14 protein-coding genes are annotated in these 20,871 nt (G+C 35.7%); 6 read left to right on the top strand and 8 right to left on the bottom strand.

Annotated features, from left to right (window positions below; genetic code table 11):
• Positions 1 to 109: 109 nt before the first annotated feature.
• Positions 110 to 391, top strand: a complete 282-nt coding sequence (locus ACSVDJ_RS03295; RefSeq protein ID WP_439170054.1) for a GlsB/YeaQ/YmgE family stress response membrane protein — start codon at positions 110 to 112, stop codon at positions 389 to 391.
• Between the two features lie 191 nt (positions 392 to 582).
• On the opposite strand, the gene ACSVDJ_RS03290 is transcribed toward ACSVDJ_RS03295, so the two are convergent.
• Together ACSVDJ_RS03290 and ACSVDJ_RS03285 are read right to left on the bottom strand one after the other, a co-directional pair.
• Positions 583 to 1,566: a tRNA dihydrouridine synthase gene (locus tag ACSVDJ_RS03290; RefSeq protein WP_439170053.1), complete on the bottom strand. Its 984-nt coding sequence runs from the start codon at positions 1,564 to 1,566 to the stop codon at positions 583 to 585.
• Between the two features lie 210 nt (positions 1,567 to 1,776).
• Positions 1,777 to 3,093: an MFS transporter gene (locus ACSVDJ_RS03285; RefSeq protein ID WP_439170052.1), complete on the bottom strand. Its 1,317-nt coding sequence runs from the start codon at positions 3,091 to 3,093 to the stop codon at positions 1,777 to 1,779.
• Between the two features lie 284 nt (positions 3,094 to 3,377).
• Between ACSVDJ_RS03285 and ACSVDJ_RS03280 the strand changes: the two genes are divergently transcribed.
• The 4 genes from ACSVDJ_RS03280 (at position 3,378) to istB (ending at position 7,830) form a co-directional block, all read left to right on the top strand.
• Positions 3,378 to 3,743, top strand: a complete 366-nt coding sequence (locus ACSVDJ_RS03280) for a DoxX family protein (protein WP_439170051.1) — start codon at positions 3,378 to 3,380, stop codon at positions 3,741 to 3,743.
• A 478-nt stretch (positions 3,744 to 4,221) separates the two neighbouring features.
• Positions 4,222 to 5,345, top strand: a protein-coding gene (locus ACSVDJ_RS03275) for an IS3 family transposase (protein ID WP_518619624.1) whose coding sequence is annotated in 2 segments (ribosomal slippage) — positions 4,222 to 4,501 and positions 4,501 to 5,345 — 1,125 coding nt in all. Because the reading frame shifts where the segments join, the coding sequence is not laid out codon by codon here.
• Positions 5,346 to 5,521: 176 nt separating this feature from the next.
• Positions 5,522 to 7,066 (top strand): IS21 family transposase, encoded by a 1,545-nt coding sequence (gene istA, locus ACSVDJ_RS03270; protein WP_439171296.1) that lies wholly within the window; start codon positions 5,522 to 5,524, stop codon positions 7,064 to 7,066.
• A complete protein-coding gene (istB, locus tag ACSVDJ_RS03265; RefSeq protein WP_439171295.1) occupies positions 7,066 to 7,830 on the top strand; it encodes an IS21-like element IS643 family helper ATPase IstB in 765 nt (254 codons plus the stop codon). Before istA ends, istB begins: the two co-directional genes overlap by 1 nt.
• Before the next feature lie 76 nt (positions 7,831 to 7,906).
• On the opposite strand, the gene ACSVDJ_RS03260 is transcribed toward istB, so the two are convergent.
• From ACSVDJ_RS03260 to ACSVDJ_RS03250, 3 genes are all read right to left on the bottom strand, one after another.
• Entirely contained in the window at positions 7,907 to 8,068 is a 162-nt protein-coding gene (locus ACSVDJ_RS03260; protein ID WP_518619988.1) for a hypothetical protein, read from the bottom strand.
• A 480-nt stretch (positions 8,069 to 8,548) separates the two neighbouring features.
• Positions 8,549 to 9,649, bottom strand: coding sequence for a hypothetical protein (locus ACSVDJ_RS03255; protein WP_439170643.1), 1,101 nt, complete (start codon positions 9,647 to 9,649; stop codon positions 8,549 to 8,551).
• Positions 9,650 to 9,713: 64 nt separating this feature from the next.
• Complete coding sequence (locus ACSVDJ_RS03250) at positions 9,714 to 12,989, bottom strand: DEAD/DEAH box helicase (protein ID WP_439170641.1); 3,276 nt, start codon at positions 12,987 to 12,989, stop codon at positions 9,714 to 9,716.
• 401 nt (positions 12,990 to 13,390) lie between these two features.
• Between ACSVDJ_RS03250 and ACSVDJ_RS03245 the strand changes: the two genes are divergently transcribed.
• Positions 13,391 to 14,721 (top strand): IS3 family transposase gene (locus tag ACSVDJ_RS03245; RefSeq protein WP_439170639.1). Its coding sequence is split into 2 segments (ribosomal slippage): positions 13,391 to 13,760 and positions 13,760 to 14,721, totalling 1,332 coding nucleotides; the frame shifts between segments, so codons are not numbered across the junction.
• Positions 14,722 to 14,787: 66 nt separating this feature from the next.
• Here ACSVDJ_RS03245 and ACSVDJ_RS03240 read toward each other — a convergent pair.
• Genes ACSVDJ_RS03240 through ACSVDJ_RS03230 form a run of 3 tightly spaced genes read right to left on the bottom strand, consistent with a single transcriptional unit; the run spans position 14,788 to position 20,845 of the window.
• The gene (locus ACSVDJ_RS03240) at positions 14,788 to 18,036 is read right to left on the bottom strand and encodes a type I restriction endonuclease subunit R (RefSeq protein WP_439170638.1); all 3,249 of its coding nucleotides are present in this window, start codon (positions 18,034 to 18,036) and stop codon (positions 14,788 to 14,790) included.
• 27 nt (positions 18,037 to 18,063) lie between these two features.
• Positions 18,064 to 19,335, bottom strand: a complete 1,272-nt coding sequence (locus ACSVDJ_RS03235) for a restriction endonuclease subunit S (RefSeq protein WP_439170636.1) — start codon at positions 19,333 to 19,335, stop codon at positions 18,064 to 18,066.
• Positions 19,325 to 20,845, bottom strand: a complete 1,521-nt coding sequence (locus ACSVDJ_RS03230; RefSeq protein WP_439170635.1) for a class I SAM-dependent DNA methyltransferase — start codon at positions 20,843 to 20,845, stop codon at positions 19,325 to 19,327. Before ACSVDJ_RS03230 ends, ACSVDJ_RS03235 begins: the two co-directional genes overlap by 11 nt.
• Between the last annotated feature and the right edge of the window lie 26 nt (positions 20,846 to 20,871).

The raw sequence follows: 20,871 nt of genomic DNA, 5'->3' as shown, positions 1-20,871 counted from the left end.
GTGAATAAAAGATTGTATAGACTAGTGCTCCATTCAATAAAGTATTCTTTTTTGAATTTGAACACTCATTAAAACGGCAGGCATAAGCTAGAAAAAAGGAGTTTATTGGATGAGTCTTATTACATTTCTTCTTTCTGTCATTATTGCAATGGTAATTGGTACTGTTGCGGATAAGCTATCCCCTTTTGATATGCCGGGAAGCTGGGCGGGAGCTATATTAGCTGGCTTTATAGGGAATTGGATAGGTACGTTTTTATTTGGTACATGGGGTCCTATGATAGCGGGCTTTTCGTTAGTTCCTGCTCTGATCGGTGCGATCATTGTTGCTATCGTTGCAGGCAGCATAGCCAAGCTTTTCAAGACACTCAAATCTCCAAGGAAAAAGACGTAGTTCGGTCAAATTATAAGTTATTCATTTGAGAGAACTAAACTAACCGAATGCGACAACTATATTGACAAACATCAATGATTACTTTTTTTAAAACAAAGGGTATTCGAAGCAGAATTGCATCTACTCAAAAAGCCGAGAACGTTGTTAAATCGACGCTCTCGGCTTTCATTTTCCCTCTAACTTTTTGAGGGTTACATCATTTCACTTTCCCCATCAGCGTTTTTTGCAAAATTATCAAGCAATGCACGCACTTCATTTGTTGATTTCGTGTTCATCAATTGATTTCTTAATTCAGCAGCTCCAGGGAATCCTTTAACATAAATTTTGAAAAAGCGATGAAGCCCTGTGATGGAACGTGGCAGTTCTTCCGCATATTGATCTTGAAGATCAAGCTGCAGTCTTAAAAGATCAAGGTATTCTTTACTGCTATGCTCTTTTGGCTCTTTCTCAAAAGCAAAAGGATTCTTAAAAATACCTCGCCCGATCATCACGCCATCAATACCATATTGTTCAGCAAGCTGCAGGCCAACTTGACGGTCAGGAATGTCTCCATTAATTGTTAGTAGCGTATTTGGTGCGATACGATCACGTAATTTTTTAATCTCCGGAATCAGCTCCCAATGCGCATCTACTTGGCTCATTTCCTCTCTTGTACGTAAATGAATAGAAAGGTTCGCAATATCCTGTTTAAAAATATGCGTTAGCCACTCCTCCCACTCATTGACATCCTTATAACCAAGTCGTGTTTTCACACTGACAGGCAGTCCACCCGCTTTTGCTGCTTGAATAAGTTCTGCCGCAACGTCTGGACGCAGAATAAGGCCACTACCTTTCCCTCTCGATGCCACATTCGGGACAGGGCAGCCCATATTAATATCGATGCCCTTAAATCCTAGCTCTGCCATGCCAATACTCATTTGCCGGAAATATTCGGGATTATCCCCCCAAATATGGGCCACCATTGGCTGTTCATCTTCTGTAAAGGTCAAACGGCCACGCACACTTTGCATACCTTCTGGATGACAATAGCTATCCGAATTTGTAAACTCTGTAAAAAATACATCCGGTCGACCGGCTTCACTTACTACGTGACGAAAAACAACATCTGTCACATCTTCCATCGGTGCAAGTACAAAAAATGGGCGTGGTAAATCCCGCCAAAAATTATCTATCATTTCAAACTCAAATCCTCTCACTATCGATACAACTTCAAACTCTCGGTCAAAAAATAAAAAGGCAAATGTTCCACTTCTTTTACACTTATATCATGCTTCATAACTTATTATCAAACACAAATACATTTGGACATTTATAATTTGTAAAATTGGTAAGGTTTATCTTAACTAAAATCGGTTCTGAATGGTATTTTTTTAAAGTCACTCATTTTATTTTTTATTTAGTATCACAAATACACTTATTAAAGAAAGGATGGCAATTAAGATATTTATATGCATATATCCATTAGGGCTTAAAGCAATAAGAATACCTGCAACTGTCGGTCCTATTGTTGATCCCATGGAGCGTGCTAGACTTAAGTAACCAATGGCTGAGCCTGTTTCAGTTGGTTTTACATTTTGAATCATGACAACATTTAAAGGTGAACCAATAATAACTCCAATTCCAAAACCAATGATTGTTACTGCTATGATAAATAAAGTGAAACTTTGTACGAAAGCGATCAACAATGCACTCACTAATGTTAAAGAGAAACCTATTGCTATGGCTTTTCTTGCTCCAATTTTTGTCACTAAGTATCCACCTACCATTGATGCCACCATAGATGCTGCGGCTAGTGGAGTAACACTTAATGCAGAATAGCTTTTATTCAGCGAAAAATGACTTTCAATAAAAGAAGGTAGTAGGTTAATTGTACTTGCCATAATAAAACCGGAAAATAAAGATAGTATTAATACGATTAATGTATTGACATTCTTGAAGTAATCGATGTTCAAGATTGGGTCTGCAGATCGTATTTCTAACTTTGCAAAAAAAGGAACTAATACGATGCCGATCAGCAATAACCAAATATTTTTTAGTGTAATCCCTAACATAATCAAGAAGATAATAGCGATCAGCATGATAATGCCGGAGAAATCAATCGGTTTTTTTATGATTTGTTGATTGATTTGAATAGGAGCCATGAAAACTAATACAAGTATGGAAATCGGGACATTGATTAAGAAAATCCATTGCCAATCAAAGTTTCCTATAATTAACCCTCCAGCAATAGGACCTAAAATTGTTCCTAATCCAAATACTACACCAATCAATCCTAACATTTTTGCTCTTGTTTGATCTGGAAAACTCACGGCAATAAAAGCAGCAGTGATTGGGAATATTCCTCCAGTACCTATTGCTTGAACCACCCTCCCCATCAAGAATACGATAAAGTTCGGAGAAAAAGCTGACAATAGAGACCCAAGACTAAATAAAGCAATCCCAATCATAAAAATTCTTTTTCTTCCAAAACGGTCAGACATTTTCCCCATTAGTGGAATGCTTACTGAAAAGAACAATGTATAGATCGTAAAGCTCCAAACACCCCATGAAGCTTCAATATCAAAAAAGTCATTAATAGAACTAAATGCAGGTCCTACGATCCCATGATCCAAAGCACCCATGAAAATTCCTGTTAAAAATAATGTTAATGCAATGTTTATAGAGATATTTTTCTTTTTGTTACTCGTTGCAATATTATTCATTTTAATTTCTCCTTTCCGGATTATAATAACTAATTGCTCTATTTATACCATACCCCTATATGGTATGTAAACACTTTTACATGATCATAAGAAATAGAAGCTTGAATAAAAATTTTACTTTACATAGGATATGGGGGTATGGTATAAACAACTTGTAGTTATTTGCGAAATTGGAGCTAAAACTAACTACAAATTATAGTGTACGGGGGTATGGTTTATAAGTTATTACAATTTTTTATTCTGAATATATTTATCAAATTTTAAAAAAGGAGGCCTTTATCATAATGGATAAACTTGGTCGGATTTTAATAGGAATTGTATTTGCTTATATAGGGTTGTATAAAATCTTAAATTGGGGAGCAACAGCAGATTGGATGGCTATGAAAGGTTTACCATTCATTACTATATTGTTAATAGGAGCCATTATTATCGAACTGGGCGGAGGAGTCATGTTGATAATTGGAAAGAAAACAAAGCTTATTTCCATATTAATTGCTATATTCTTGATTCCAACTAATATTATTTTTCATAATTTTTGGGCGATGCCACCTGAGCAAGCAGCATCCGAATTCCTTAGTTTTCTTCAAAATCTAGCGATTATCGGTGGACTTCTAGTTATTTCTTCTGTAAAACAAGAAAAAGAATTATAGGGACAGAGGGACGGGTTCCTCGTCCCTACCTATAAGAGCCCTAGACGGTTTAAAGTGAAATTGGGACTTGCAGAGAAGCCACTGCAGGTCCTTTCTTTTTCGCTTGCCCAGCAGTCATTGATTGCTAACTTCTGAAAGTCCATCAGAGTTTCGTATACCACAAGCCTCAATAATAAAAGAATTCACTAGCGAATATAACGAATAAATCCAAAAATTAGTACTATGATTGTCGTATACTTCCGTAAAAGCACAAAGAAAAGATTACTTGTGATCCAGACTACACCTACCATATTAAATACATCTTTGTTAATTCATCACAAAACACATGAAAAGGCAACGCCCCTAATGAAGGGCAGTTGCCTTATTTTAAATGTCTTTTTCATTCCATTGTACTGAATCTTGAATAGGCTACACTAAGTTAGATAACTCTTATAAGGGGTAGTACACTAAAAGGACTAACCTTAAGGAGCGGGTCAAAATGAGAAGAGAACGTCGAACGTTTACAGCCGAATTTAAACGGCAAATGGTGAAGCTCTATGAAAACGGAAAATCGCGAGCGGATATTGCGAGAGAATATGAGATTACGCCTTCTTCATTAGATCGTTGGATTAAAAATCATCAGGAAACAGGATCTTTCAAGGCAGAAGACAATCGTACGACAGAAGAAACAGAATTGCTTGAACTACGCAAAGAAGTGCAACGCCTACGAATGGAAAATGATATTTTAAAGCAAGCCGCGCTGATCATGGGACGAAAATAGATGTGATTCGTAACAACGCTCACAAATATTCGGTATCAGCCATGTGTGACGTCCTACAAATTCCAAGAAGTACTTACTACTATCACCTTCACAAGCGTGAAGATGACGAAAAACAAGCGGAGGAAGCAGACTTACAAGAGCGTATTTATACGATTTTTAAGCAAAGCCGCAATAACTATGGGACACGTAAAATTAAGAAAGAATTAGAGAAACAAGACCTGACGGTTTCTAGACGACGTATAGGTGGAATCATGAAGGATTTAGGTCTTGTCTCGAATTACACGGTTGCTTATTACAGACCACAAAAGAAACAAAGTAACGAGACGGCAATCGCCAACGTATTAAATCGTGAATTCCAACAAGAGAAGGAATTATCGGTATTAGTTAGTGATTTAACGTACGTGCGTGTCGGGAAAAAATGGCACTATGTGTGCTTGTTTGTCGATCTTTTTAATCGTGAATTAGTCGGTGCCAGTGCAGGTCCAAGTAAAGACGCAGCACTTGTCTACCAAGCTTTAAGTAACATTAAAGGTAACCTGACAAACGTACAATTATTCCACACAGACCGTGGCTCAGAATTCGATAATCAACTAATGGCCGAAGCAACAGAAGCATTTGGCATCCAGCGTTCACTTAGTGCAAAAGGATGTCCGTATGATAATGCCGTGGCCGAAGCGACATACAAGAGCTTTAAGATCGAATTTGTGTACCAACGCACTTTCCATTCCCTTGAACAACTAGATCTTGAACTACGGGATTATGTGAACTGGTTTAATCACATTCGAATTCATCAAACACTAGGATATCTGACACCAACTGAATTTAAGCAGCAGTCCTTATAAAGATTGTTCAGGTTAGTGTTGACATTCCATCTCAACTGAAACAATGTAAACGCTAGAATAAAGTTGACAGTTTTCGCTTGATAGGATTTTACACTTTTGCTCTATCAACCTATTACTTTAGTAAAATAGATGTTAACGCTATTTTACTGGAGGTTAGGGTTTTGGAGGAGAAGTTAGTGTTGTATATAAAGATTCATGAACTGCATAGAAGAAAATTTAAAGTAGCACAAATCGCTAAGGAGCTTAAGATCTCAAGACCAACTGTTTATAAATATTTAGAAATGACATTTGATGAGGCAAGAGTTTACACTGAACAACTTTTGGGGAAGAAGAAAAAACTAGATCCCTATAAAGACTGGATACTTGCCTGGCTAGAAGAGTATCCTCACCTGAGTAGTGCTCAAATTCATGATTGGCTTTTGGAGAGATATCCCGACCTATTGGTCGGTGGAAGTACTGTGAGATCTTATGTGAAAGACATTCGTGAATTTTATCAGATTGAGAAAAAGGTTATTGTACGTCAATATGAAGCAGTTCCTGAACAACCAATGGGAAAACAACTTCAAGTAGACTGGGGCGAAACAAAACAGAAGACAATGGACAACAAAGAAATCAAACTGTACTTTATTGCCTTTGTACTCGCTCATTCCAGGCATAAATATATGGAATGGCAGGCACGTCCATTTACCACAAGAGATGCGATTCGATGTCATGAAAATGCATTCCAGTTTTACGGAGGACGAACAGAAGAAATCGTCTATGATCAGGATCATTTAATCACAGTGAGTGAAAATGCAGGACAGCTACTTTTAACAGCTGAGTTTCAAAGTTATGTGAATGAACGAAAATTCAAAATCTACTTGTGCAGAAGAGCCGATCCGGAATCTAAAGGGATGATTGAAAATGTAGTGAAATACATAAAAGGCAATTTCGCAGACAGTCGGGTGTTTAGCAACATAGAAGATTGGAATGATCGAGCATTACAGTGGCTTCAACGTACCGGGAACCATCAGGTTCACCAAACAACGAAAAAAAGACCAGTAGAAGTGTTTCTCCTCGAAAAGCAACACTTACAGCCAGTCCCTTCGTTACTTTCATATGAAAGTAGCAACAAACAAAGTATAACAAGAAGTGTAAGTAAGGACAACACGATTCGTTATAAGTCAAACCGTTATTCCGTCCCACTTGGGACTTATCAAACAATGACTGAAAATCTTGTATGGGTTGAAGTGATAGGCGACGAGCAACAAACACTCGTGATACGAAAAGAAGCAAATGGTAAAATCATTGCCGAACACATTATTAGCTCAGAAAAAGGAAAACTTATTCAAAACCGCCATCATACCCGTGATCGTTCGAAAGGGATTGAAGAACTTAAGCAACGTCTAATCTCTTACTTTGAAGATCCGACACAGGCAGCTGCTTATTTTAATAAGATCAGCCAAAGATACCCGAGGTATCGTCGAGACCAGTTTGCGATCATCCAGAAGGTGATTCAACAGTATCCAGTATTAATTGATACCGTGTTGACTAAATGCATGACAGAGAAACTATACAATGCGAATGATTTTCGTGATATCGCTCACCACCTTGATACATTGCATGATGAAGCGATGAAAGAAGTACAATCTTTTCATAATAATTCGCCAAAACATTCTCATATTAAGGCTTCCACCCGTTCTTTAAATGCGTATACCAGTATTTTAGGAGGTCGGGCATAATGAACAGGACTGTGCATGAATTACAAGATCAATTTCGTCAGTTACGCTTATCAGAGACTGCGGAGGAGCTGCCACAGCTTCTTCGCGAAGCGGAAAAAGCATCGTGGACCTACTTAGAATTCTTAGCATCTATAACACGATATGAATTAGGAAAACGTGAAGCGAAAAGCCTTGAAAAAAGAATGAAATGGGCACGCTTCCCTTTCGTGAAGTCATTAGATGAATTCGAACTGAAAGGTCAAAACGTTCTGACGGCCCGTCAACTTACTCAACTTAGAGAATTAAGTTGGCTAGAGCAACAGTACAATTTAATTCTCCTAGGTCCTCCTGGCATTGGGAAAACGTATATCGCCATTGGACTGGGACTCGAAGCCGTATACAGAGGATTCAATGTTTACTTCGCTACAATGGGCGAGCTTGTGCAGCTTTTAAAGACAGAAGAATATCTGAATAAATCCAAAGTTCAGCTCAAACGGATTAGGAATGCCGATCTCGTGATTATCGATGATTTAATGTATATGGCGATGGATCAGCGAGAAGCAAACTTATTTTTTCATTTGATTAATCATTTATACGAACGAAGTTCGATTATCCTAACTTCAAATAAAAGTCCAGATGAATGGGGTAATTTAATTGGAGATCAAGGAATCACCACAGCTATTTTAGATCGCTTACTTCATCGTGTGGAAGTTATACGTGGTGCGGAAGATGAGGACAGTCATCGGATGAAAAATCGGAAAAGCATTTTTTCAGCAGAAGTGTAAAAAGGAAACGAGCAAAAAGTGTAAAAATCGACTTGACGTCTACAAACAAGAGGCAAGTGTTCGTCCATCGAGAATCTCATAAGTTTCTTCGTACCCCTATATACGGTTGCTCAATTACCTTTATTTCTTCATTATTCGTATGAAAGATATATAATTCGCGATATTGATTTTCAGCATGTAGTTTCTTATACACTTTCCATGCTAAATTGCCATTCTCAAAGTCATCAATCACTGGCATTTCCTCAATGATTCTTTCTCTTCCTCTTGTTTCTGATTTTATTGCTTCTACTAAGACACAACATTCTGGGAAATATTAGCGTACTTCAGACCATTTCATTCACATGCGTCTCCGATTCATTAGTAGTGTATTTCTTATTATTAAATTCTATCGAACCATCTTTTACAGATTCACCTTGATATATGCATTCTCTATTATAAGTAATTTTCCTGTTGCAGTATCCAAATTCATAAAAAGGCATATCAAAAAAAGCAGATACCCGATAAAAGTATCTGCCTAAAGTTAATTTAATTCTAGCTTCGCCACCGACTCCACATGGCTTGAGTGGTGATGGCAGCTACAACAAAAAGATGTAGTAGTGTTCACCAAATTCCATATAATTAAACCCTAAATATTAGTTTGCTTGTCTTTATCTGATTAAAAATATTGGTGTGAGAATCTTCAAACTCCTTTACCAACACAACAAATAAACTGCTGATTTTACAATTTATTATTTCCTTTTCCATTTTGGAAATCATCGAAATATTCAATGATTAAACTCTTGACATTATTATTTTCTATCGGAACTATAGTCGTAGATTTATTCCCCAAAGAATTTATCGAAGAACCAAACAAATAAACTAATTTTTTGTCGATAATTACATATCTATCATGATTTCCCTTAGTCGTTTGGATTTCTATGTTCCCTCGTTCTTTTTTAAATTTTTCATATAATAATTGAGAATCACCTTGAAATTTATCAGTGATAACATAAATTTTAATTGTTGAATTTATCTCTTCTAATAATGAAAATAATGTTCCATCGATGTAAGGATCGATTATTTGAATCTTGATTCGAGCTGTATTAAGGATTTCTTTAACCTTTTTATAAGCTGTGTAAGGTTGATTCTTCTGTATAAAAACAGGTTCTCTTACAGTAGGTGAATCTTCACCTACTGATTCCCAAATTTCTTCAAACCAACCAGAATCAACTGTTCCCCATTTAGGATTTATTAGTCCTTCCTCGATTGTCACTTTATCGTACACTACATCCATACCTTTAATATGGATATCCTTATAGTAAATAGATATATTATCAAGAATTATATTGTATCCAATGTCAGTTAGATAATTATCTTCAATAATCTTTAGAATTTTTTCAATCCAATTAGTAATACTTCCATATCCATATATGTGTTTTAAAAAAAGGATAGATTTTTCATCTAAATTAAAAAACTTAAATCTGATATAAGTACCTCTATAATTAATTTCTTCCTCAATTATCAAATAGTTCTCAGCAAAGATTTTTTTTCGAGAAGATGAATCTAAACCAATTCTTGCTTTACATAAGTTTGATAGTATGTAGTGCTTTGATGATGTATCAAATATTCCTTTTCTCTTAGTTAGTTCATATGTTGCCCTGGTAATATAATCTGTACATTTAATTAATTCAAACTTCGGTAAATGATTTAAGATAAAATCATTACTGGAATACTTATTGTTGATTATCTCAACTAATCTTGTTATTTCTGGATCTGTTACACTTTTATAATTATTTGTTATCTTATTAAATAATCGATCTAATTCCTTTTGCTCATTCATAAGCTACTTTCCCCTACTTAATTCATTTCTAGTAAAATTCATGTAAGCAAATCAAAAAAACATATTAATCGCTACAAATTACTTTCAAGTCTATTCCCGTTGTTTCCTTGATAAAGCTCTCTGTCACACCAAGTAAATTTAAAATGTCATCACTAACATTATTTTTAGATATACTTGGCTGAACAATAAAAATTTCAAAAGACATATGCATTCTTTTTTTAGCTTTATCCTTTAATAGCTCCAAACTTTCCTCTGTTCCTTGCTCTAATCGACTACAAGACACGCCACCATATGTTTTAACTTTCCGACGCAATAAATGATTGAAAAATTCTTTTCCATCTTTATATTTCCATTGAGTTGATTTCTGAGCTTGTCCACATACTTCATACAGATTACTGATACTATTTGATATATTGCCATCCTTAGCGTATTTCAAATGATACATTTGAATTTTTATAATATGGTCTTCTTCTTTAATTGTTACTATATCTGCTATCTCGCCACTTCCATCATCATCATAGATAATATGATAATCCTTCAGTTTCAGTTGACTTATAAAATAATACTGAATTGAATCTTTTCTTTTGGGTTCCACGTATTGTGATTCTTTAGATATATCAACCTCTTTCCAATCATATGGAATTAAAAAGTCTTTATCATAAAGGTTAATACTATGCTTTAATTGAACGTGTTCGTTTCCCGTTAGTGAGGAACCATCAGCAAACCAAATTGTAGGATTATAGTGATCTAAAAATTTATCTAATGACATTTTTTTAGTTCCGAAATGCACTTTAACTTCTGTCTCGGATAAAGTTTCAAATTTATAATCTGCTACAGGTATATCATAATCAGGATGCTGAAAAACAGTGTATCGAATAGGTATCTCAAATATATCTAATTTTAATATTAAGTTGATTTGTGAGTTAACCTCAAAATCTTTTATCTGAAGCTCTACTTCAGATAAATTTTTTTTAATATTACCGTATATAAACTCACACTTAGTTTCTGCTTCACTATAGATTTCATAATCCCAATCCACACTTATTGGAACTACTTTTGGCATTTCCAAAATCATCGCCGGTACTAAGCATTCTTTTAAGATTTCATTTGGATCAATCTCAGGATTTATTAGTTTCTCTCCGACACTTGTACACCAACTTTTTAGCCCTTGGATATTGTCTTGTAATTTCGTCCAAACTCTTCCTTTATAAGAGCACCCTATGTTAACTGGATTCCCATTTTCAAATCCACTACCTACAACATATGCCTTTTGGCTTCTTTGCTTTTCCATTAAAGGAATTGCTTCGCTAAGGTCACTTCCTACACTCATTCGATAGCGGATGTCCTTACCCAAATGCAATTTTAATCCTACATTTTGAAGCTTAATACGCTTAATATTATACAGGGCTTTAAACACATCCATTTTATTAATAAGTAACGGATTGTCTATTACTTTTTCCGCTAACTCTTTATATAAACTAGTATTATCTGAACTGTTAATAAATAACAGTTTATTAACAGGGTCCCAAATTAGAATTATTAGAGTCCAAGCTAAGTTAAAAGAATTTTTATCACTTAACCAATCCAATTTGTATTTCTTCGCAAATACTAAAACTGCCACATTTTCTTTTTCATTAATATCAAAAAATACATACTCATAATTTGAATTATTTTCGTATATATCTTTTAAGACTCTGGGGAACCATTTATTTGCTTTACTTTTATATACTACGGTACTAAGCTTTGGCCTAATATTTTGAAATGAGAAATTAGATGCATTTAAATTATTAAAACCATCTAAAAAATCTTTATAGCTCATTTCCCCCTTAATACTTGAACTACTATAATTAGATAAAAGTTCATTCCAATCCGCATCACTACTATAGAGATCCTCTAACGCCCCTGAAACATTTAAATCTGCAATATTTGCTATAAACGCTGCAGTACCTAATTTTTCGTCATGTTTTGTTCGTGTAAAACGTCCTGTAAACTGCAGTGTAATTGGTAAGCTCTTCTTAATATCATGCAATGCGGCTACTTTTAATTCAGGTAAATCAAACCCTTCTCCCAGCATATCGACACAGACGATTATTTTATGATTTTTTTCAAGTATACTCTCGTAAACCGCTTTTTTATTTTCAATATTCGAGTGAATCAAAACCGGATTCAAATGATCATATTTAGTATATAATTGATAAATCTCCTCAGCTCGATTTTTATTAGCACATCGTGCCATTAAAATATGCGGAAGCTTCTTTGAAATATCCTCTTCTAATCGTCGAACCGCTACTTCTGCAATTAATTCATCAGCTATAAGACTGTTATACTCTTTAACTGGAATAAAGTCTATATTGGTAAAATAGCCATCTTTTTGGGCTTCGCTAAGTGGGAAATCGAATATAATTTGACCATCTAAATTCTTACCATCATTCCGAAAAGGAGTAGCAGTGAATTGAATTACTTTATCATCTGAAAATAATTTACGAAAAGCCTCCCATGATTTTGCCTTTATATGGTGAGCTTCATCAATAAAAACATTTGTACAGGTTGATGAGATTAATGATTTTTTTTCATGATCCATAGATGTTAATAGCTGCATTGTAGTGACAACCACATTACATTCACTTAAAAACTCTTTTAGTTCTTCCTTTTCTTTAAATCCCTCATATATGATCCCGACTTTAGGATATTTCGCTTCAGCTCCAACAATTCCAAATTTTTTTAAAAGTCCTAGCGTTTTAAACTTATTCGCAACTTGAGTACGAAGAGCATCACTAGGCACTGTAACTAATAATTTCTCACATTGCGCTGCAATTAAAGTAGACATCATCGTTTCAGTTTTACCTGTACCAGTCGGCATTACTACTGTCGCAAGATCTTTAGAAACCTTCATATGGCTAAGAATCGAATATAAAGCAGCAATTTGCGGCCGTCTCAGCCCCTTAATATCTTCATCCAGGATCTCTTCCTTAAAACTAAATTGATTACGCCAACTCCTGACAATGTCATTGTCAGAAGGTGTTTCTTGATCGATCGGATGTTTTATCCAAGATTTGATTTTTATTTCTTCTAAATTCATATCATTTGATAATGATGCTTTTTCAATTTCTAATATATAAGCAGCAGTTTCAACTACTTTCTTTTTATCTGTAGTGAAACAGTAAATCTCTCCAGCACTTTCAAACGTAAAATACTTTTTTTCTATTGATTTAATCGATCCGTCTATTAAGACTTCTTCTTGAATTAGTTGCTTAACAATATTTCTATTTCGCGGTTTTTTATAAATAAGTTTATCATAAACTGGTAGATTCATTTGAACCACTCTATCTCCTACTTTCATTTAAATGACGGAATTAGCCTCAACTTCTCAAACCATCGATATACACAACTATTAATACATTTCACACCTTAAATTTGAATGTATTACCCCAAAGGTGGAACGATCTTACATAGCATATAACCCATTCGATTAAATGCAGGTATACGTTACAATAAACTAAAAAAGTGATGATAAACCTTTATCTTTTACTTTCATTTAATGAAACTTTTTTACTATTATATTTTTAATATTACTATATTTTCCACAGAGAGACTAACAGTTTTATTCCAAAATAAAAAAGCAGATACCCGATATAATATGTACCCTATAGAGTAGACACATAAAAAAGGCTACCTATGGGGTACTTTTTTGTATAATTAAGAAATACAACGAGAGAGATTCACTAGGGGACGGAGAATAATATGAGTAAAAAGATATTTTCAGAAAAAGAGATCAAGCTACTATCAGCTAATAGCTACGTTAAATCGGTGAGTTCAAAAGGAATCACCTACACTGATGAATTTAAACAAATTTTTATTGCAGAAAAACAGAAAGGCAAGTTTGCCAGGGATATATTTGAGGAACATGGTTTTGATGTAGATGTTTTGGGGAAGCAGTGGATTAATTCAGCGAGTAGAAGATGGAGTGATACTTACAAGGAGAGTGGGATAACCAGATTACGTGACACAAGGGCTGGAAATTCAGGTCGTCCAATGGACAGAGAGCTTTCCCTAGAGGAGAAAAACGTCCGCTTAGAAGTACAAATTAACTTGCTAAAGGCGGAAAATGAACTCTTAAAAAAGATACATTTAGCAGAAAGGGGGATGAGGAAATAGCACTTCCCCCCAGTCAAAAATTTATCCTTATTCGCTCAGTTATAGAGAAATATCAGTTAGAAAATATGGTGAGCTACCTTTGTAAAGTAGCGGGCGTTTCAAGAAGCGGCTATTACAATTACTTTTCAGAGAAGTCTCAAAAACAAAGAGAGCTTAAGGATGAAAGAGATGAGGTTTTGAAGAAGATTATCTTAAAGGCCTTTAATTTCAAAGGACGGAAAAAAGGGACACGTCAAATCAAAATGACTTTGGCGGGTCAATTTGGTGTTGTCTACAATTTGAAGCGTATAGGGCGAATCATGAAGAAGTATGCCATTAGATGTCCTATCCGAAAGGCAAATCCTTATAGACAAATGATGAAGGCCACTCAAGAACACCGGGTTGTCCCGAACCTTTTGAATAGGCAATTTAAGCAGGACGTCCTAGGAAAAGTACTCTTAACCGATATCACATATTTATTTTACGGAAAGGGCCAAAAAGCCTATTTGTCGACCATTAAAGATGGCTCGACAAATGAAATCTTAGCTTATCACGTATCGGACCGCATAACCATGGATTTAGCTACAGATACCCTTCTAAAGCTAAAGAAGAATCGCAACTTTAAGAAGGCGGAAGATGCATTGATACACTCTGATCAAGGTACTCACTATACACACCCTGACTTTCAAAAGTTAGTAAAGAAACTTGGCTTGCGTCAATCCATGTCTCGACGGGGAAACTGTTGGGATAACGCCCCTCAAGAATCCTTCTTTGGTCATTTTAAGGACGAGTCATATATTAAACCATGTACGAATTTAGAGGAACTGGGACGTGAAATAAAGCAATATATGATTTATTACAATAACTACAGATATCAATGGAATTTAAAAAAGATGACCCCTGTTCAATACAGAGACCATCTTCTAAAATCAGCCTAAGCTTTTTTTAAAATGTCCTTTACAAAGGGTACACTTTAATGAAGGGCAGTTGCCTTATTTTAAAAATCAGAAAACATAATCACCATCTGTTTCAGCTACTTTACCAAAAGTAACTCCACCTGGCTTGGTATTCTCACACATTAATTCTGCTTGCTTCATTACAACTTCCAATGCTTCTCTTGCTTGCTTTGGTGGATAATCGTATTTCTTCAACAAACGCTTAATAATACGGCGCATGCCAGCTTGGGCGCTTTTGCGGACGCTCCAATCAATTGTGATATTATTTTGGATTGCAATTGTCAATTCTTGTGCGATTTTCTTTAATGTTTCATCACCCATCATTTGTTTGACGATTTCGTCTGCCGTTAAAGCCGTATAGAATGCGACTTCATCTGTATTTAAACCAAGCGCATCCTCATCTGCTTTTGCCTTTTTGATTTCATTAGCCATCTTGATTAGTTCTTCAATTACTTCTGCATTTGTAATCGCTTGATTCCGATATTTATTGATTGCTTTCTTCAGTTTTTCAGAGAATTTCTCAGATTTTACGAGGTTGCTTTTTTCCATTACTTTCAGATTGCCTTCAAGCAATTTACGTAACATTTCTACAGCTAAATTCTTGTGCTGAAGATGACGAACCTCCTCAAGAAAATCTTCTGATAGGATGGAGATATCTGGACGTTTGATTCCAAGACTATCAAACACATCAATCACATCTTCAGATATAATCGAACGTTCGAGCATTTGATTGACACGTGCTTCGATTTCTTTCTTCGATTTCTTCTTCGTTCCTTTTGCTCCAAGTTTGGAAAGACTGGCTTTCACTGCTTTAAAATAACTTACTTCTAATGCAGCTTCTTTCCCCTCTTCAGTAGCTGCACAAAGAGAATGAGCTTTTGCAACTTCCACAGAAAACTGTTTGAAATCTTTCTGCTCTTTCACGTCCAACCCTAAAATAAAGTTCATTCCGCCAGTAATCGCTCGTATTCTTCCAGCTTGCGATGTACCCATATAAGCAGAATAATCATAGCCATAAAACATGCCACGTAAAACCTCTAGTTTTTCCTGCATAACTGCAATCGCTGCATTCGTATCAATCGCTGTATTGGCACGATCACTGTCTGTATATTGCCTTAACGCTTTTTTCAAACTTTCTAGTATGCCGATATAATCGACAACTACCCCACCTGGTTTATCTTTGAACACACGATTCACACGCGCAATCGCCTGCATCAAGTTATGACCTTTCATCGGCTTATCAATATACATCGTGTGCATAGAAGGTACATCAAATCCTGTTAACCACATATCACGAACAATGACGATTTGCAGTTCATCACTCGTATCTTTCATTCGTCTCGCTAGCGTATCGCGACGATGCTTCCCGCCCACATGTTTTTGCAAGCGTTCTTCATCTCCAGCGCTACCTGTCATAACAACCTTGATTACGCCTTTTTCAAGATCATCACTATGCCATTCTGGACGGATTTTAATGATTTCATCGTATAAATCCACACATATTTTACGACTCATACAAACGACCATTGCTTTACCAGCAATCGTTTTTGATTTTTCCTCATAATGTTCGACAATATCTCTAGCCAATCGCTTCACACGATTTGGCGCACCAACAATGGCTTCCATACGAGACCATTTCGTTTTATACTTTTCGCGATCATTATCTTCTTGACCTTCTGTGATTTCTTCAAATTCATCATCAAGCTTTTGCCATTCTTCTTCATCCGTATCTAATTTAATAATACGATTTTCGTAGAAGATTTTAACAGTCGCTTCATCTTCAACTGCTCTTGTCATATCGTACACATCAATATAATGACCAAATACAGCCGGTGTAGATTTATCTTCGAATTCAATTGGCGTACCAGTAAATCCTATAAATGAAGCATTCGGTAAGGCGTCACGCAAATACTTCGCATACCCATACTTCACTTCACCCGTTTTACTGTCTGTTGATGCTTCTAGTCCGTACTGGCTACGATGTGCTTCATCTGCCATGATAATGACATTGCGACGATCCGTTAAAACAGGTATCTCTCCATCTTCTGGTTTGAATTTTTGAATCGTTGTAAAGATAATTCCACCAGACTCGCGATCATTCAACAAATCATATAACCCATTTTGCTCTTTCGATTTATCTTTCGCTTGCTGTTGCTTTTGCTCATCAGATAACTTACGAATATGTGCTTGTTTAGGTGATTGGCGTAAAATATCTTCAGATTTAGCGAACGTTGTATACAATTGCTCATCTAAGTCATTTCGATCAGTAATCACAACAATCGTTGGGTTATTCAATTCCTTCACTAAAGATGCTGTATAGAAGACCATCGAATAACTTTTCCCTGATCCTTGCGTATGCCACACAACTCCGATTTTACGATCGCCTCGTTCTGCCGTTGCATGCTTCGTGCTTTCCACTGCCTTTTTAACCGCAAAGTATTGATGATACGCTGCAAGAATTTTTATAATCGTGTTATTATCACCAATTTTATTGCCATTCTCATCATGAATCGCTTCTTTTGATTCTTGGAAGAGAATGAAGTTCTGAATAATATCAATCAAACGCTTTTTATCCAGCATGCCACGAATGGCCACTTCGTATTGAGGAACTTCTAGCGGTTCGATATTCACACCATCCACCGTTCGCCAATTCATAAAACGTTCTTCATTGGACGTAATCGTACCCGCTTTGGCATTAATCCCATCTGAAATAATGCTAAACGCATTGTAACGGAATAGCGATGGAATATCATTTTTATACGTTTGAATCTGATTATATGCTTGTTCAATTCCGACATTTTCATCAGAAGCCGATTTCAACTCAATGACTACAAGAGGAAGACCATTTACAAAAATAAGAACATCCGGTCTACGTTCCTCATTCTCAATAATCGTAAATTGGTTAACCGCAACAAAATCATTTCGTTCAGGTTGATCGAAATCCACCACAATCGCTTTTTCCGTTTTGATTTCGCCATCTTTACGGAAACTCACATCAATTCCCTCAACCATTAGTTTATGAAATTGCTTATTATTTTCATTTAAAGCAGGACTATTAACGGTAATAATCTTACGGTATGCCTCTTCCAATGCATCATCTGGCAAATGACGATTCAATGTAAAAAGAGTATCACGAAGACGTTGACTTAAAATTACTTCCCGATAATCTTTACGTTCCGCTCGTTCACCGTCATGACCCATTTCTGGACCAAATACATACTCATAATCCATCTCTTGCAGGATTTCAATCACTGCTTCTTCTAAAAGATCTTCTGTGAAATTTTCTAAAAGGCTCATATTATTTCCCCCTTTCTACTGTGAATATTATTCTTTCTCTATTGGGACACGGATTTCTCCTGACATTAGTTTTGGGAGTAATATGTCACGAATAGAAATTAATTTATTGTTTTGTAATTCTATTGCATGTTTCTTATTAAAGATACTTTCCACAACACTATTAAATTGTTTCAAATATGCTTCGGATGGTTCAATTATATTTAATTTTTTTAATGATGTTATTGTTAAAGCTTTTTGAGTAGAACCTATCGTTATCTGATCAAGACTATCTTGACCTTCTTTCGACAATAGCCAATTATATACAAATAAATTTAAATGTCTATGTTTAAATCCTTTAAACCAAGTTAAATTCCCATCTTTAAAATAAAATTTTTCATCATTTATCAATAAAGGTATTCCAAGAGTTCCAACAGAAGTAAGCAAAATGTCCCCCGATTGGGGAATACCATATTTTTTTTCTATTTGATTATACAAAGTATCAGAGATAAATAGTTCTGTGGAAACCATTTTACCTTTACTTCTCTCAATTACTTCTTTTGATCTATAAAATGGAATTCCCTCTAGCACATAATCCTTTCGGAAAATTCTTTTACTAGAGGTAATCTCGCAAAAGCTCTCAAGTTTGGTGGAATTCCAAATAGAAGGAATAAGACCGATATTACTTTCTTTAAATCTTCCACCACTCGATTTATACGGCTTTCCTTCTTCATTCGGAAATTCAAAATCAACAAACCATTGCTTAAAAATCGTTTGAGCCATTTCTTCTAGTTTTTTGTTGATTTGATTATTGACTTCAATTTTTTCATCGAGGGATGAAAGGATGTTTGCTATGGCTTTTTGTTCAGTAACATTTGGAATTTTAATTTTCTCGTTTTTGATAACATCTACTTGTGCTCTTTGGCGTCCAGACGTACCAGTCATTGATTTTATTGCAATATCTCTTATTTTTGGTGATATACTTAAATAATAAATATAATCATTAACTGATAATCCTTCTTTTTCTCTTAAAACTATAAATTCAGTTGAACCAAATCCAATTTCATTTTCTTCTAAAATTGACACCTGAGCTGTTTTCCCATTTTCTAGGCATGGAGTGATCCTTGCAAGTAAAGTATCACCGTTTCTAAATTTTGTACCACTTTTAAATTCAGTTATTTCATAACCTTCAATTTTTCTTTGAAAAGTATTTAGTTTATCCATCCCAATTTTTTTACCTGTAGTACCTTTTCGAATGGACTCTGTGGGATTAAATTGTATAACCTCTTGCATAGCAACTTCTTGCCATTCTTTATAGCTCATAACCAATCCCCCCTAGATTCTTCTTAATCTCATCCTCTAGGCGGCGTGATTCAGCAAACAATTCGCCAAGCTCACTCGTCAATTTCTCCATCTTCTCTTCAAACGGCACCCCATCATCTTCAACTTCTTCAATCCCTACATAACGTCCAGGTGTTAACACATAATCATGTTCACGTACTTCTTCTATTTTCGCTGCTTTACAGAAACCTTGCACATCTTCATATTTTCCATCTTCAGTACGCCAATTGTGATATGCTGCCGCTATTTGATTGATATCTTCATCACTTAACTCACGATGACGGCGATCGACCATTGTTCCTAAATTACGACCATCAATAAATAGAATTTCATTTTCACGGTTGCGGAATGTGCCATGTTGCTTCTTATTTCTATTTAAAATCCATAGACAGACCGGAATAGAAGTAGAATAGAACAAGCTTCCCGGTAGTGACACAATACAATCTACTAGATCAGCATTAATTAAGTTTTTACGGATTTCACCTTCATTGGATGTATTCGAGCTTAATGAACCGTTGGCTAATACAATTCCAGCGACTCCGTTTGGTCCCATGTGATAAACCATATGTTGTAGCCAAGCATAGTTGGCGTTCCCTTCTGGAGGTGTGCCGTATTTCCAACGAACATCATCAGTTAAACTGCTTCCTCCCCAATCACTAATGTTGAATGGAGGGTTCGCTAAAATATAATCCGCTTTTAATGTACGGTGTAAATCATCGTGAAATGTATCGGCATGATGAGCACCTAAGTTTCCGTCCAACCCTCGAATCGCCAAGTTCATACGACATAGTTTCCATGTTGTTGAATTTAATTCTTGTCCATAAATAGAAAGGTCATCTACTCTCCCTTGGTGTTCAGCAACAAACTTTTCACTTTGAATGAACATCCCACCGCTACCACATGCCGGGTCATAAATACGACCTTTATATGGTTCAATTAGTTCAACCAATGTTTTTACCACACTTGTAGGCGTATAGAATTCTCCGCCGCCTTTTCCTTCTGCGCTTGCGAATTTACCTAAGAAGTATTCGTACACACGTCCAAGTAAATCTTTCTCACCGTTACCATGCAATTTAATCGTAGAAATTAAATCGATCAATTCCCCTAAACGACGTTTATCAATTTCTGGTCGAGCATAACGTTTATCCAATACCCCTTTTAACACGGGATTTTCTTTTTCAATTAAAATCATCGCATCATCGATGATTTGTCCGATTTTCACATCTTTGGCATGGTCTTTAATGAAACCCCAACGAGATTCAGTTGGTACCCAGAAAATATTTTCTACTGTATATTCATCAATATCTTCTTCGAAACCAGCGCCTTCTTCTACAAGTTCGTTATATTTTGTTTCGAATTTATCCGAAATGTATTTAAGGAAGATCAGTCCTAAAACAACGTGTTTGTATTCGCCTGAATCCATACTTCCACGTAGCTTATCAGCTGCTTTCCATAGCGTTTCCTCAAATCCAACATTAGCAGTTGTAGTCATGTTGTTTCCTCCTGCATCAATTTCAT

The organism is Bacillus sp. Hm123 (genome assembly GCF_051842975.2).
In the GTDB taxonomy this organism is placed as follows: Bacteria; Bacillota; Bacilli; order Bacillales; family Domibacillaceae; genus Bacillus_CE.
The sequence above is the reverse complement of the archived record's forward strand: the minus strand, read 5'-3'. Positions and strand labels throughout refer to the sequence as shown.

Bases quoted from the DNA above. Each gene is read 5' to 3' on its own strand.
- ACSVDJ_RS03295 (WP_439170054.1), top strand. From the start codon at position 110: ATGAGTCTTATTACATTTCTTCTTTCTGTCATTATTGCAATGGTAATT.
- ACSVDJ_RS03290 (WP_439170053.1), bottom strand. From the start codon at position 1,566: ATGATAGATAATTTTTGGCGGGATTTACCACGCCCATTTTTTGTACTT.
- ACSVDJ_RS03285 (WP_439170052.1), bottom strand. From the start codon at position 3,093: ATGAATAATATTGCAACGAGTAACAAAAAGAAAAATATCTCTATAAAC.
- ACSVDJ_RS03280 (WP_439170051.1), top strand. From the start codon at position 3,378: ATGGATAAACTTGGTCGGATTTTAATAGGAATTGTATTTGCTTATATA.
- istB (WP_439171295.1), top strand. From the start codon at position 7,066: ATGAACAGGACTGTGCATGAATTACAAGATCAATTTCGTCAGTTACGC.
- ACSVDJ_RS03260 (WP_518619988.1), bottom strand. From the start codon at position 8,068: ATGCCAGTGATTGATGACTTTGAGAATGGCAATTTAGCATGGAAAGTG.
- ACSVDJ_RS03255 (WP_439170643.1), bottom strand. From the start codon at position 9,649: ATGAATGAGCAAAAGGAATTAGATCGATTATTTAATAAGATAACAAAT.
- ACSVDJ_RS03250 (WP_439170641.1), bottom strand. From the start codon at position 12,989: ATGAAAGTAGGAGATAGAGTGGTTCAAATGAATCTACCAGTTTATGAT.
- ACSVDJ_RS03240 (WP_439170638.1), bottom strand. From the start codon at position 18,036: ATGAGCCTTTTAGAAAATTTCACAGAAGATCTTTTAGAAGAAGCAGTG.
- ACSVDJ_RS03235 (WP_439170636.1), bottom strand. From the start codon at position 19,335: ATGAGCTATAAAGAATGGCAAGAAGTTGCTATGCAAGAGGTTATACAA.
- ACSVDJ_RS03230 (WP_439170635.1), bottom strand. From the start codon at position 20,845: ATGACTACAACTGCTAATGTTGGATTTGAGGAAACGCTATGGAAAGCA.